General features: G+C 61.1%; 11 protein-coding genes. 3 read left to right on the top strand and 8 right to left on the bottom strand.

The window, feature by feature from the left end; translation table 11 throughout:
- Window positions 1-246: 246 nt before the first annotated feature.
- The 6 genes from ACTQWD_RS01005 to ACTQWD_RS00980 all read right to left on the bottom strand — a co-directional run bounded on the left by ACTQWD_RS01005 (window position 247) and on the right by ACTQWD_RS00980 (window position 7312).
- A complete protein-coding gene (locus ACTQWD_RS01005; protein WP_427719318.1) occupies window positions 247-645 on the bottom strand; it encodes a DUF956 family protein in 399 nt (132 codons plus the stop codon).
- Window positions 646-765: 120 nt separating this feature from the next.
- Window positions 766-1686 (bottom strand): PTS system mannose/fructose/sorbose family transporter subunit IID, encoded by a 921-nt coding sequence (locus ACTQWD_RS01000; RefSeq protein WP_154518429.1) that lies wholly within the window; start codon window positions 1684-1686, stop codon window positions 766-768.
- Window positions 1687-1702: 16 nt separating this feature from the next.
- Window positions 1703-2521 carry a PTS mannose/fructose/sorbose transporter subunit IIC gene (locus ACTQWD_RS00995; protein ID WP_055285302.1) on the bottom strand — a complete coding sequence of 273 codons (819 nt, stop codon included), beginning with the start codon at window positions 2519-2521 and terminating at the stop codon, window positions 1703-1705.
- 18 nt (window positions 2522-2539) lie between these two features.
- Window positions 2540-3529 carry a PTS sugar transporter subunit IIB gene (locus tag ACTQWD_RS00990; RefSeq protein ID WP_154518426.1) on the bottom strand — a complete coding sequence of 330 codons (990 nt, stop codon included), beginning with the start codon at window positions 3527-3529 and terminating at the stop codon, window positions 2540-2542.
- Window positions 3530-3907: 378 nt separating this feature from the next.
- Complete coding sequence (locus tag ACTQWD_RS00985; RefSeq protein WP_441054600.1) at window positions 3908-4336, bottom strand: hydrogenase maturation nickel metallochaperone HypA/HybF; 429 nt, start codon at window positions 4334-4336, stop codon at window positions 3908-3910.
- A gap of 198 nt (window positions 4337-4534) precedes the next feature.
- A complete protein-coding gene (locus ACTQWD_RS00980) occupies window positions 4535-7312 on the bottom strand; it encodes an FAD-dependent oxidoreductase (RefSeq protein WP_441054598.1) in 2778 nt (925 codons plus the stop codon).
- 189 nt (window positions 7313-7501) lie between these two features.
- Here ACTQWD_RS00980 and ACTQWD_RS00975 point away from each other — a divergent pair, with 189 nt between their 5' ends.
- The 3 genes from ACTQWD_RS00975 to ACTQWD_RS00965 all read left to right on the top strand — a co-directional run bounded on the left by ACTQWD_RS00975 (window position 7502) and on the right by ACTQWD_RS00965 (window position 10954).
- Window positions 7502-8164, top strand: coding sequence for a TetR/AcrR family transcriptional regulator (locus ACTQWD_RS00975; RefSeq protein WP_441054596.1), 663 nt, complete (start codon window positions 7502-7504; stop codon window positions 8162-8164).
- Between the two features lie 62 nt (window positions 8165-8226).
- Window positions 8227-9234 (top strand): DUF5692 family protein, encoded by a 1008-nt coding sequence (locus tag ACTQWD_RS00970; protein WP_441054594.1) that lies wholly within the window; start codon window positions 8227-8229, stop codon window positions 9232-9234.
- Window positions 9235-9466: 232 nt separating this feature from the next.
- The gene (locus ACTQWD_RS00965) at window positions 9467-10954 is read left to right on the top strand and encodes a hypothetical protein (RefSeq protein ID WP_441559056.1); all 1488 of its coding nucleotides are present in this window, start codon (window positions 9467-9469) and stop codon (window positions 10952-10954) included.
- A 132-nt stretch (window positions 10955-11086) separates the two neighbouring features.
- Here the strand turns inward: ACTQWD_RS00965 and ACTQWD_RS00960 are convergent, their stop codons facing one another.
- The gene (locus tag ACTQWD_RS00960; protein ID WP_441540398.1) at window positions 11087-11281 is read right to left on the bottom strand and encodes a hypothetical protein; all 195 of its coding nucleotides are present in this window, start codon (window positions 11279-11281) and stop codon (window positions 11087-11089) included.
- Between the two features lie 133 nt (window positions 11282-11414).
- Window positions 11415-14042, bottom strand: a complete 2628-nt coding sequence (clpB, locus tag ACTQWD_RS00955) for an ATP-dependent chaperone ClpB (protein WP_441015378.1) — start codon at window positions 14040-14042, stop codon at window positions 11415-11417.
- Window positions 14043-14195: the final 153 nt, after the last annotated feature.

Below are 14195 nucleotides of genomic sequence, written 5' to 3'. Positions count from 1 at the left end.
ACGGTGAGCCCGGCGCCGCGAAGCGCCCTGGCCCTCTCCACCATTCTCCTACTGTATGCCATGCGGACTCCGTTCCGGACCTCAACGGTCCAACTTTTTGTCCGCAGTCCCCCTTGTTCCGGAAACTGCATCCCAGAATAGGCGCTCAAACTGGGATGATATTTCCCCAGCGAATCCCGCGAAGAGCTACAGGTAGTCATTGGGGACGTTCTTAAATGACTAGTCGTATAAGAACGTCGCAGGCGACTAGTTGCCTTTGTGGAAAAGGCCTTTGATGACGGAGGGGATGCTCTTGGCGCCCTTGGCCGTCACATCGATAAAGTCGGGCGAACGCACAAGCTTATCCTCGTCGACGTACTTGCGAACTGCACGAAGCGTCTCTTTGTCGTCGCGCGTCGAAAACGTAAAGTGGCCGTTATCCTTGGTAAAGATAGCGAAACGCGTGATCTTCTTAGTGCCGCGCAAAACCTCGGCGGCAATATAGTCGACCTCGTCCCACGGAATTTGAATAAAATCCTCGGGATTGCGCTCGTTGTAATACTCGAACGCCTTATTGCCCACCATCACGTTACCGTGGCTGGTAAGCCCCATCAGGCAGGTTGCCGGTGTTGCCAGATCGACCGTGCTGTTCTGAGATTGCGCCATGCGCGCCTCGCCCTCCAAATAAAACAATCGGACCGCATCCAGTGTACCCACCGGGTGCGGTCCGTTTCAATGGCTCAAAAGCCCTTGCCTAGCAACTCTCGGTCTTAAGCCGAAGCGTGCTTACATGAAGCCGCAAACGCGACCGATGATACCGACGGCGAAGAGAGCCAAGATGATGACGATCGGGCTGACCTTCTTCTTGAGCAGCTTGCAGACGAACAGCGTCAGGCACACGGCAGCAAGGCCGGGGATGAGCTGATCGAGGTTAGCCTGAAGCGTGGTGACCTTCACCTGATCAAGGGCGGTAGCACCGACGGAGTTGTACATCGTCAGCGCTTCCTTGATGCCCTCGGCACCGGAAGGCAGGTTAGCCCAGTCAATGAAGGCGCCGGCAGACTGCGTGACCTTGGAGACGACCGGGGTGAAGGAGATGGACACCCAGCGCTCGACCAGGGCGCCGATGATGAACATACCCAGGATGGAAGCACCCTCGGTGACCTTGCCCATCAGACCGCCGGAGAGGTCCTTGGCGATGGAGGAGCCGACCTTATAGCCAAACTCCTGCGTGTACCACAGGAAGGCGTAACGGATGATGTTCCACGCGAAGAAGAACAGCAGCGGACCGGCGATGCTGCCGGACAGGGCCAGGGAAGCGCCCAGAGCGCCCAGGATCGGGCGAAGGGTGAACCAGAAGGCGGGGTCGCCGACGCCGGCGAGCGGGCCCATCATACCGACCTTGACGCCCTGAATGGCGACGTCATCGATCGGCGCACCGTTGGCGCGCTCCTCCTCAAGAGCGAGGGTAACACCAATGACGGGGGCGGAAACATAGGGATGGGTGTTATAGAACTCCAGGTGGCGCTTAAGCGCGGAAATCTGGTCGTCCTTGCTGGTGTAGAGCTTCTTGATCGCAGGGATCATTGCGAAGCACCAGCCGCCATTCTGCATACGCTCGTAGTTCCACGAGCCCTGAAGGAACTGATGACGGAAGCAAACCTTCTTGCGGTCAGCCTTGGTGAGCTGAATCTTGTTCTCTGCCATATGTATCACTCCCCTCCTACTCGTAATCGTTCAGAATGTCGCCGAGCGGGTCACCGGAGCCACCGCCCATGCCGCCACCCTGCTTGGCCAGATCCTTGAGGCCAAGGTAGATGAGGGCAAGGGAGATGCCGATGAGGCCAAGAGCGATCAGCGTGAGCTGAGGGATGGCAGCAAGGACAAAGCCGAGGATGAAGAACGGCCAGGTCTCCTTGGTGGCCATCATGTTGATGACCATGGCGTAACCGACGGAGGCGACCATGCCGCCGCCGACAGCCATGCCGCCGGACAGCCAGTCGGGCATAGCGTTAAGCGCGTTGGTAACCGCCTCGGCCGGGATGATGCACAGAAGTACTGCCGGGATGGCGATACGAAGGCCCTGCATGAGGATGGCGGCGTACTGCCAGCGCTCGATGCCGGAGAAGTCGCCCTTCTCGGCGCAACCGTCCATGGCGTGAGCGATAGCGGTAGCCAGGGTACGGCAGATCATGGTCAGGAACAGACCAGCGACCGACAGCGGGACGGCGACGGCGATGGCGGCGGTAACGGCCTTGGCCGAATCGGTGGCGCCACCGTTGAGGGCGAGCACCATGATAATCGAAGAAGCGACCGAGGCCAGAGCGGCGTCAGGCGCGACGGCGGCGCCGACGTTAGCCCAGCCAAGGGCCATCATCTGGAGCGAACCGCCCAAGAGGATGCCCTCCTGAAGGTGACCGGTTACGAGACCGATAAGCGTGCATGCCACGAGCGGCTGATGGAACTGGAACTCATCCAGAATGCCTTCCATACCGGCAAGCAACGCGACAATCGCAACAAGCAGAATAGTGATTGCAGACATGTATCGGACCCTCCTTTACTATGCTTGAGCGGCCAGTTCGGCCTTAGCTTTCTTCAACATGGCGTCGAGATCCTCGGAGGAATCCGAAGGAACCTTGCGGACCTCGAACTTGACGCCCTTGGCCTTGAGGGCCTCGAGAGTCTTAACGTCGTCATCGCCCATAGCGACGGCGTTAGTGACGACGACCTTGCCCTTGGAGTGAGCCATGGAACCGATGTTGACTTCCTTGATGTCGACGCCGGCCTCGATAGCCTTGAGCAGATCCTGCGGGTTCTCAAAGAGCAGCATGGCCTTGGTGTCACCAAAGCGCGTGTCCTTGACAACCTCGGCCATCTTCTTGATGGGCACGACGTTGGCATGGACTCCCGGAGGGGCAGCCTGCTCGATCATGGTCTTGCGGAGCTCGTCGTGAGCAACGCCGTCGGAAACCACGATGATGCGGTTGGGGTTGATCTGCTTGGTCCACGTGGTGGCCACCTGACCATGCAGCAGACGGGTGTCGATACGGACGTGGGCGATCTTGATGTGCCCATCGCCGATGACCGTTCCCGGAGGGATGGCGCCTGCAGGAGCAGCGGCGGCCGTGGCCGGCTTCTTCTCCTCGGGCTCCAGAGACTCGGGCTTGACGCGCACGCCAGCCTTAGCCTCAGTCACGAGATGTTTTGCGATCGCATGTGCAGTGTTCTTTGCGTCAAAGCGCTGCGAATATGCCTCGATGAGCATAGGCAGGTTGACACCGGTGACGATAGCCCAGGAATCGTGGCCCTCGATGAGACCGCTGATCTGGTTGAACGGCGTGCCGCCCCACAGATCAACGAGGAAGAGCACCTGCTCCTGGTCCTCGAAGGAAGCGATTGCTTCCTCGACCTTGGCACGGAAGTCGTCGGGGCCCATGCTCGGCTCGAGCGAGACCACGGCCACAGACGGCTGATCGCCAAAGACCATCGAGCCCGTCTGCTTGATTCCGGCTGCCAAGTCCCCGTGGCTAGCAAGAACAATACTTACCATCACATAACCTCCTCTTTGTCTACGTATTTCCTACACGACATGAAAGGAGTATACCTGTTCGTCCTGTAAAATTATAGAGAAAAATGCGAATGATTGGATAATTTGTTTAAACGTCTAGGTTTGTTACAAGTTGATTACGTTACTGCTTTTTGACGGATTACACGCCAAGGCGTCACTTATCAAGCCATTCATTTTACAGATACAAGCAGGCTGGTCATTAATATCGATTTTAGGCAAGCGCGAATGCGCTTGTACTGCAGTTATTTTGTTTAAACAGACATAACTTGACTATTAGCGTGACTTATGCACTAACGTAAGTAGTCATTGGGGACGTTCTTAAACGACTAGTCGAACAAGAACGTCCCCAACGACTAGGGGCTAGACGATGTGGAGGGGGTTGGCAGCGTCGACGGCATCGGGGGCGTCGGAGAGGCCGTCGGGAGCAGCATCTGGCGGGTCCTCGTCGGGGGTCTCAATCTGCTTGATCATGACCTCCTGGCCCTGCAGCAGGTATGTCTCGCCGCTACCGCAATGGGGACAGATTTTGCCGTGCTCGACCGTCGCATAGTCGCGGCCGCACGCCTCGCAATGCGTCACGGCCTCGACAGGATCCACGATAAGCTCCGTGCCCTCGGTGATAGGCTTTTTATCTGCCGCCCAGCGCCAAGCGTCGAGCAGCAAGTCGGGAACGACGCCCGAGACCTCGCCCAGCAGCAGCGTGACGCTCGAAACGCGACTCACGCCATTGGCGCGCGCCACGTTCTCGACATCGCGAATAATGTGATAGACGATTCCCAATTCATGCAAGGCGAAAACCCTTCTGCAGCGGTTGATACGATGTCAACCCATATATCAGCGAGCGGCGATCCAGGTGCCCCAGGTTGCCCCGAAACAAGGCGTCCGCTGGGCTTTTGCCCGCGGCGCCGCAGTTGAGGGGCAAGATGGGGTATCTGGGCGCCGCGCATCGTCGGCAGTGCCGCCGTTCGTTAGAACGGCGGAACCTCATTACTTCTTCCCGAATTTGATCTTGATGGCACGCTTGAGCGCATACTTGCCCAAGCTGGGGAGCTTTTGCTCGTATTTGACCATCGTGGAGCACTCGGGGCGGTCGCGATCCAGGTGGATGGCATCGAACGCGCACTTGGTGGTGCACAGACCGCAGCCGATGCACTTGTTGGGGTCGACGATCGAGGCGCCGCAGCCCAGACAACGGGCGGTCTCGGCGCGTACCTGCTCCTCGGTAAAGGTCTCGACGTACTCGCTAAAGGGCGCGGCCTTCTCGCGCTCGCGGTCGACATGTGCCACCTCGCGGCTCGCGTTGTCGTAGCTCTCGATAACGACATCGTCGCGGTCGAGCGCGATGTAGCGGCGCTGGTTGCGGCCGATGGTGAGCGTGGAGCCCGGTTGCACAAAGCGGTGGATGGACACGGCGGCCTCGTGACCGGCAGCGATGGCGTCGATGGCAAAGCTCGGACCGGTGTAGACGTCGCCGCCCACAAAGATGTCGGGCTCAGCGGTCTGGTAGGTCTGAGGATCGGCAAGGGCACCCTGGCCGCGGCCAAGCTCCACCTTGGAGCCAGCCAGCAGGTCGCCCCACACGATGGACTGACCGATCGACATGACCACGCGGTCGGCGTCGACACGACGCAGGTCGTTCTCGTCGTACTCGGGCGCAAAACGGCCCTCGTCGTCAAAGACACGCGTGCAGCGCTTGAAGGTGATACCGCACACACGACCGGCCTCGTCCAGATGGACCTCCTTGGGGCCCCAGCCGCAGCTGATGTGGGCGCCGTCCTCAACGGCCTCGCGACGCTCCTCCTCGCTGGCGGGCATCTGGGCCTCGCTCTCCAGGCAGAACATCTCAACGTGCTCGGAACCCAAACGGCAGGCGTTGCGCGCGACGTCGACAGCCACGTTGCCGCCGCCCACCACGATGGTGCGGCCGGGCAGCGTGTCGATCTTGCCACTGTTAACCTCGCGCAAAAAGTCGACGGCCACGGTCACGTCCTCGGCATCCTCGCCCGGAATACCGGCGAGGCGGCCGCCCTGGCAGCCAATGGCAACATAAAAGGCCTTAAAGCCCTGCTCGCGCAGCTCGTCGAGCGTCACATCGCGACCGACCTCCACGCCATAGCGGAACTCGGCGCCCATCAGGCGAATGACCTCGACCTCGGCCTCGATCACATCCTTCTGCAGCTTAAAGCTGGGAATGCCATAGGTGAGCATGCCGCCCGGACGCTCATTCTTCTCGAACACGACGGGCTTGTAGCCCTTCTCGGCCAGGTAGAAAGCGCAGGACAGGCCGGCCGGACCGGCACCGATGATGGCGATCTTCTGGTCGAAGCCGCCGGCACGCGTCGGGGTCACCACAGGTGGGACATAGCGGGTCGCGGCATCCAGATCGCGCTGGGCGATAAACTTCTTGACCTCGTCGATGGCCACGGCCTCGTCCACGCGACCGCGGGTGCAGGCATCCTCGCAGCGGCGATTGCACACACGGCCGCAGATAGCGGGCAGCGGGTTCTCGCGCTTAATGAGCGCTAGCGCCTCGTCATAGCGGCCCTGCGCCGCGAGCTTCAGATAGCCCTGAACGGCAATGTGCGCGGGGCAGGCCGTCTTGCAGGGCGCGGTGCCGGAATCGTGTGTCTCGATGCGGTTGTCGTTGCGGTAATTGGGCGACCACTTGGTGTGGTCCCACTTGGTGGCATCGGGCAGCTCCTGGCGCGGATACTCGGGCACCTGTCCGCCGGCCTTTTTGCTGCAGAGCTTCTGGCCGAGCTTGGCGGCACCAGCCGGGCACACCTCAACGCAGCGACCGCAGGCTACGCACTTGTCCTTCTCGACCTTGGCGACATAGGCCGAGCGCGACAGGTTAGGCGTGTTGAACAGCTGCGAGGTGCGCAGGGCGTAGCACACGTTGACGTTGCAGTTGCAGATGGCGAAGATCTTGTTCTCGCCGTCGATATTGGTGATCTGGTGCACAAAGCCGTTGTCCTCGGCCTGGCGCAAGATGTCATATACCTCCTCACGCGTCACATAATGGCCGCGGTCGGTCTCAACCACATAGTCGGCCATATCGCCCACGGCAATGCACCAGTCGGCGGGGTCGTCGGCGCAGCCCTCGCCCATCACACGACGACTCGCGCGGCAGCTGCAGATGCTGGCGGCATATTTGCCATCGTATTTGTCGAGCCAATGCTCGATATGCTCGATCGGCACCGAGGTGCTCGAAGCATCGATAGCCTTCTCGACCGGAATGACGTGCATGCCGATGCCGGCGCCTCCGGGCGGCACCATCGGCGTGGCTTTGGACAGCGGCCCCTTGGACGCCTGCTCAAAGAACTTGGCATAGACCGGATGCTCCTCGAGCTGGCTCACGCGCATGTTGAGGAACTCGGCGGAACCCGGCACCAGCATGGGCAGCACCCACTGCTTGGCGCGCTCGGGATTTTCCCAGTTGTACTCGAGCAGACCCGTGTAGCTCATGTCGTCGAGCATCTTCTCGATCTGGGCCTCGGGCATGCCGGTGAGCTTGACCATCTCGGGCAGCGTATAGGGACGGCGCATCTTCATCTTGCAGAGCACTTCGGCCTGCTCGTCGGTTGCGGCCTCGGCAAACGACCAGTACTCGTAGCCCAGCAGCTCGTCGCGGTGCAGCAGACGGTTGGTGCAATGCTCGCACAGCTTGACAATGGCCTCGCGCGGATGCTCCGGCAGCGGCGGCACGAACTCCGAACCGATGTCGGGCTCGGTGTAGCTAATTCCCGGTCCGTTGAGAATCATGGTTGTCCCTTCTCTTGCCGCAGCCCGACGAGGCCGCAGCGCCCCTCTTTTTTGCAGGCCGGGCATGCCCCCATGCCGTTCACCCGCCATTGTTGACATAATGTCAAAAATAGTATTGACGAACCGTCAACAATATTCAAGACTATTAGGCGAACGGTCGGGCCCAAACGGATGAAAGGCGGCAAGCGCATGAGCGATAACGCAGCGAGCACCCCTGTGGCCGACGCCGTCCCCACGCCCGACAGCGCGGCAAAGCGCCTGACAGGTGACGAGCGCCGTCGCGAGATTCTCGCCGCCGTGCGCGCCGTGAGCTCCGAGCTGGGCGTGTCCCATCTATCCGTCTCGGCCGTGACCAAGCGAGCCGGCTGCACGCGCTCGCTGTTCTACCACTACTTCGTCGACATGGACGCCGCCGTCACCGCCGTCATGGACGAGGCAATCGACGGTTTTATCTCCGAGCTCGAGCAGTGGAATGCCAGCCGCATCGTCGGTGATATCGAGGGCGCACTCGACACCGTCGCCCCGCTCTTTAAGCGCCTGGTTGTGAGCGGCCACGAGCTGCCGAGCACGCTCACCTCGAGCAGCGGCGCGCTCTACGGCGGCTTTCTGCACAACGTGGTCCAGCGCGTGGCGCAATACATCTGCGACACCACCGTGGTGGACTTTGTCGCCCATCATGACCTGCGCATCGACCATGTCTACGAGACGTTTTACACCCTCATCATGGGACTGTTGATGTACATCCGCACGCACCCCGATGTGCCCGACGAGACGGTTAAGGAGATTATCGCCTCGACACTCCACATCGAGGGCTACACCGCCAAGTATCCCGAGCGCAAGCCCAGGAACTGATGACATTTGGCCAAACTGCCCGCGACGGAAGAGGGGCCGCGGGCGTATGAAAGGAGAGCAGCATGCTGTTCGATGTTTGGGGTAGCGATACCCTTATCCACTGGGCCGGCTGGGCGATGGTCTTTATCGGCTTGATCGTACTCAACGAGGTCGGCCGCCGTACCAAGCTCGGCGCGGCCATCATCTTTGGCGTGGCTCCGCTGGCCATGACCATCTACTGCATCGCCATCGCCGTCGGCGTTTCGCAGGGTGCCGAGTGGGCGCTCACCAACCCCACCCATGTATACCAGAACAGCTGGTTCCATTACGCCAAGGTATACGCGGCGCTGGCCGGCTGCTGGGGCTTCATTGCCATTAAGTACCAGTGGGGCAAGATCGGCAAGGCGCATTGGTTCCGCGCATGGCCGTTTGTGATCGTCGCCATTAACATCTTGATCGCCGTCGTGTCCGACTTTGAGAGCGCCTATCACTTCTTTGTCCTGGGCGAGTCCACCTGGGTCACCTCCGAAGGTGCTACGCAGCTGGCCGGCTGGAACAACGTGTTCAACGGCATCGCGGGCATCATCAACATCTTCTGCATGACCGGTTGGTGGAGCGTCTACGCCTCCGAGGACAAGACCGACATGCTGTGGCCCGACATGACCTGGGTCTACATCATCGCCTACGACATCTGGAACTTCTGCTACACCTACAACTGCCTGCCCACCCACTCCTGGTTCTGCGGCTTTGCGCTGCTGCTGGCGCCCACCGTCGCCGCCTTTATCTGGAACAAGGGCGGCTGGATCCAGAACCGCGCCTTTACGCTGGCCATTTGGTGCATGTTTGCCCAGGTGTTCCCCTACTTCCAGGAGGAGTCCATCTTTGTGACGCACTCCACGCTCGACCCCAGCGCCGCCACCGCGGTCTCGATCGTCGCACTGGTCGCCAACATCGCCGCGATCATCTACGTCGCCTACCGTGCCAAGAAGCTCGGCCGCAACCCCTACAAGCAGGATGTCTTTGAGGGCACCAGCGATTGGGAGAAGGCCACTGCCCGTCGCGCCAAGGTTGATTACGCGCACGCCGAGTAACGCGCCTGACGCAAACATCGCTTGAGCACGAAGCGGCATAGCCGGCTCCGCGCAACTCAACGCACTGCAGAGCCCCCGAAACGTGATTCGTTCGCGTTCCGGGGGCCTTTTGCTGCCGCGAGGATACGGCCGAACGATACGCTCGGGTTAAATCGGATCTTATATTTCGCATGCGCTTTATATGGCTCCATTTTTGGGTACAGTGTTGAGCCGATATTGCATTGGGGGATATATGAGCGATGAGACACGTGGCCGCGAGGATGCGGCCCAGGATGCGGAAGCATGTGCCGAGGCCCTGGAGAGCCTTGACCGGATTGCGCTAGACGAGCTCTCGTTGAGCGATTTGGCCGTCGACGCGCAGGACGAGGTGTGCGAAGGCACTGAGGACGAAGGCAGCGACGCCAAAGACGCTTCTGACGAGGCCGAAGCCGAAGAGGACGATAGCAAGGACGACGTCCAGTCGGAATCCGCCTCGGGAGAAGAGACCGCCCTGCTTGGCAGCTTGCCTGCCGATGACTCGCTCACCCGCGAGCTTCCTGGCCTGGGTTCTGCGCCGGCCGTCGACGAGACCATCGCCATGGGCGATATTCCCCTGCCGTCCGTTCCCTCGGCACGCGAAGCCGAGGCTCGCCATCACAAGATGTCGCCCAAGCGACGCAATTTGATGGTTGCCGGCGTCGTTGCCGCCGCGCTCGTTGCCGGCGGCGCGGGCTATGCCGCTTGGAACGGATACCAACAAGAACAGGCCGCCATCGCTGCCGTCAACGCCCACACCATGATGTCGGTGCAGATTGGCGTACATGCCGCAGGGCTCGACTGCTCCACCGGCTCCAAGATTCCCGTGCAGGTGAGCGGGCAAGACTCTGACGGCTCCTCCGTGAGCGAGACGCTCTATGTTGATGAGCACGGTCGCGGTATTAAGCTGCTGCCTGGCGACTATACGCTCTCCATCGCTGGGTCCCCCATCGCAGCTGACGGTACCATTTACGCCGTGCCAACCACCAAGGCGCAGGTTAGCGTAAAGAGCGACGGGCAGGACCTGAGCGCTCAGGCATCCTTTAAGCTTAAGGTACCTTCGGCAGACACGGTGACCGACGACCAGATCGATGCCGCGGCCAAGTACGCCGAGGAGGGTGGTGCGAGCTCTGCCGCGGTCGCAAAGGTGCTCCAGCAGGCGGCAACCGCGCGCCGTGACGCCGCCGTCAATGCCATGAGTTCCCGCGAGGCGCAGGCGGCCCGCGACGCCGATGCTCGGCATAAGGCAACGAACCTGTATCAGCTCGATATTCCCGTTGAGTGGTACGGCAAAGTCGCGACTTGGCAAAACGGCAATACGCTGTGCATCTATCTTGCCAGCGACAGCAATACGCCGATCGCGACGCTTGTCGCAGTGCGCGACGGCGAGAGCTTTACGCCCGATAAGGGCGATACGGTTTTAGGTGCGGCAAGCCTTGGCAACGGCTACACGGTCTACGCCAGCGGCCCCGTCTATCCGTATGTGGTGCCCCAGACCATCAACGGGCGCACGCAAGACCCCGTGTCGACCTACCCCATGGACACGGCCATTGAGCTTGTCGAGCTTACAACCGGCAACCGCTATACCTATAGCCAGATCAAGAACGTACTGGTCGGTAAAGACGGCAAGGCAGACGCCGCGACCAAACTCGAGACCGACTACCTCGCCCAGATTCTGATGCCAAGCATCAAGGCCCAAGACTAGCCGTCCGCAGCGAGGGTAGCTAATTTGGGACGGGGCTTTTTTAGCTGCCCCGACCGTTAATCGACTAAACCGGCACATTACCAGCCGGGGCAGCTAAAAAAGCCCCGTCCCAAATTAGCTACCCTGCAGGAGTTAGCGCCACGGATCGGCTTCGAACATCGGCTCGCGCTCGGGGCAGCGATCGCTGTAGGGATCGTAGCCGTCGTCGTCCTCGTTCTCGGCACGGATGTAGGGGTCGCGCGGCTTGGGTGCCTGCTTAGACGCAGGCTTGGGTGCGGCGGGCGCTGACTCAGGCGCCGGTGCGTTCGTCTCGTTCTCGTCTTTCATCTGCATAGCTCCTTGCCATGTACTCATGTTCAACATCATCGATTGTCGCACGAAAAAGGGCGGCGGACCCAATTGGATCCGCCGCCCTTGGCGTTTGGCTCAAAAGGTAGTTTTTAAGGCATGGCCCAACAATCTACTCGGCGTCGGGCACCTCGTAGGTGGCAGACGGCGTGTTATCGCACACGACGGTAAAGGCACCGTCCTTGTCGACGTCAACCGTCACCTGATCGCCCTCGCGCACCGTACCGTCGATGATAGCGGCGGCGATGGCGTCCACGACCTCGCGCTGCACCAGACGCTTGAGCGGACGGGCACCAAAGACCGGGTCCAGACCGCCCACGGCGAGCATCTGCTTGGCCGCCGGGGTGATGGCAAGCGTCATGCGCTCCTTGGCCAGACGTGCGCGGACGTCGGCGAGCTGAATATCGACGATCTTTTCGATCTGCGCCATGCCGAGCGGATGGAACACCACGATATCGTCGATACGGTTGAGGAACTCGGGACGGAAAGTCTGAGCCATGGCCGCGTCAACCTGATGGCGCATCTCCTCCTCGTCCTTGCCCGAAAGATCGGCGATAGCCTTGGAGCCCACGTTGGACGTCATGATGATGATCGTGTTCTTGAAGGACACCTGACGACCCTGACCGTCGGTCAGACGGCCGTCGTCAAGCACCTGCAACAGCACGTTGAAGACATCTGGATGGGCCTTCTCCATCTCGTCGAGCAAGATCACGGAGTACGGGCGACGGCGCACGGCCTCGGTGAGCTGTCCACCCTCGTCGTAGCCCACGTATCCCGGGGGCGCACCGATCAGACGCTGAACGCTGAACTTCTCCATGTACTCGGACATGTCGATACGCACGAGCGCGCGCTCGTCATCGAACAGGCACTCGGCCAGCGCCTTGGCGAGTTCGGTCTTGCCCACACCGGTGGGGCCCAGGAAGAAGAAGCTGCCGATGGGCTTGTCCGGATCGGAGAGGCCCGCACGGCTACGGCGCACGGCCGCGGCGACGGCGGAGACGGCCTCATCCTGGCCGATGACGCGCTTATGCAGCTCGCCTTCCAAGCCCTTCAGCTTGTCGAGCTCACCCTGCATCATCTTGGAGACGGGCACACCGGTCCAGGCGCTCACGACCTCGGCGATCTCATCGGAGGTCACCTGCTCGTTGAGGCCTTCACCGTCCTGCTGCTTTTGTGCCTCGAGCGCGGCCTCGGAATCCTGAATCTGCTGCTGCAGACCCGGAATCACGGAGTAACGCAGCTCGGACGCACGGCCCAAGTCTCCGTTGCGCGTCGCACGTTCCTCTTCGCTCTTGGCCTCATCGAGCTGGCCCTTGAGCTCCTGCACATGGTCGATGGCGTTCTTTTGGTTGAGCCAACCGGCCTTTTGCACGTTGAGCTTTTCCTGGATCTCGGCGATTTCCTGGCGCAGGGTCTCCAGACGCTCCTTGGAGGCGTCGTCGGTCTCCTTCATGAGCGCCTGTTCCTCGATCTGCAGCTGGGTGAGCTGACGCGTGGTGGCGTCGATCTCGACCGGCATGCTGTCGAGCTCCATGCGCAGGCGGCTTGCCGCCTCATCGACCAGGTCGATGGCCTTGTCGGGCAGGAAGCGGTCGGCGATGTAACGATCGGAGAGGTCGGCGGCGGCCACGAGCGCGCTATCGGTAATGTGCACGCCGTGGAAGATCTCGTACTTCTCCTTGAGGCCACGCAGAATCGAGATGGTGTCCTCGACGGTAGGCTCGGAGACCATAACGGTCTGGAAACGACGGGCGAGCGCCGCGTCCTTCTCGATGTACTTGCGGTATTCGTCGAGCGTGGTCGCGCCGATCGCGTGCAGGTCGCCGCGGGCGAGCGCCGGTTTGAGGATGTTGCCGGCGTCCATGGAGCCCTCGGTGGCACCCGCGCCCACAATGGTGTGGAGCTCATCGATGAACAGGATGACCTTGCCTTCGGACTTCTGTACTTCCTTGAGCACGGCCTTCAAGCGGTCCTCGAACTCGCCGCGGTACTTGGCACCGGCGACCAGCGCGCTCATGTCGAGCTCGATGAGGTCGCGGTCGCGCAGCGTGCTCGGCACGTCGCCGGCCACGATACGCTGGGCGATGCCCTCGACGATGGCCGTTTTACCGACACCCGGCTCACCGATGAGCACGGGGTTGTTCTTGGTGCGGCGGGACAGGACCTGGATGGTACGGCGAATCTCGTCGGTACGGCCGATGACCGGGTCGAGCTTGCCGGCGCGGGCCAGGTCGCAGATGTTGCGGCCGTACTGCTCCAGCGCCTCAAACTGAGTCTTGTCCTCGGCGGACGTCACGCGGTCATCGCCGCGCAGCTCCTCGTAGACCTGCTCGATACGCTCCTTGGTAACGCCGGCGTCGCGCAGCACGCGGCCCGCCTCACCTTTGTCCTCGGCAAGCGCCATCAGCAGATGCTCGGTCACTACAAAGCTGTCGCCCATCTTGGTGGCCTTTTTCTCGGCCTTCTCGATGACGCGGACGAGCTCGTTGGACAGGCCCATCTGCTGGCCCTCGCCCGAAACCTTGGGTGCGCGGTCGATGGCATCTTGCGTGGAGTGTGCAAGCTGGGCTGGGTCGGCGCCGATGCGCTCGATAATCACGGAGATATTGCGCTCGCCGGCACCGAGCAGGGCGGACAGCAGGTGAATCGGCTCCACCGCGCCGGCCTGTGCGTCGGCAGCCGTGCTCATGGCGGTCTGCAACGCCTCGCGCGACGTCATTGCTAGCTTATCGATTCTCATGGAATCACCTCTCTTGGGGCGGCCGCCCTACGGGGCGGCTTCACGTTGTCCGAGAAGTATTGTTGCCAGCTTTGTACGATCTTATACACAAATCTAAGTCTCTATATATAAGATTTTCTGAGTGATTAAGCGATAGGGAGCAGGCACGCTCAC

Origin of the sequence: Collinsella sp. LCP19S3_B6 (assembly GCF_052121815.1) — a bacterium.
In the GTDB taxonomy this organism is placed as follows: Bacteria; Actinomycetota; Coriobacteriia; order Coriobacteriales; family Coriobacteriaceae; genus Collinsella.
Note: the sequence above shows the minus strand (reverse complement) of the source record. Positions and strands in the feature narration are given on the sequence as shown.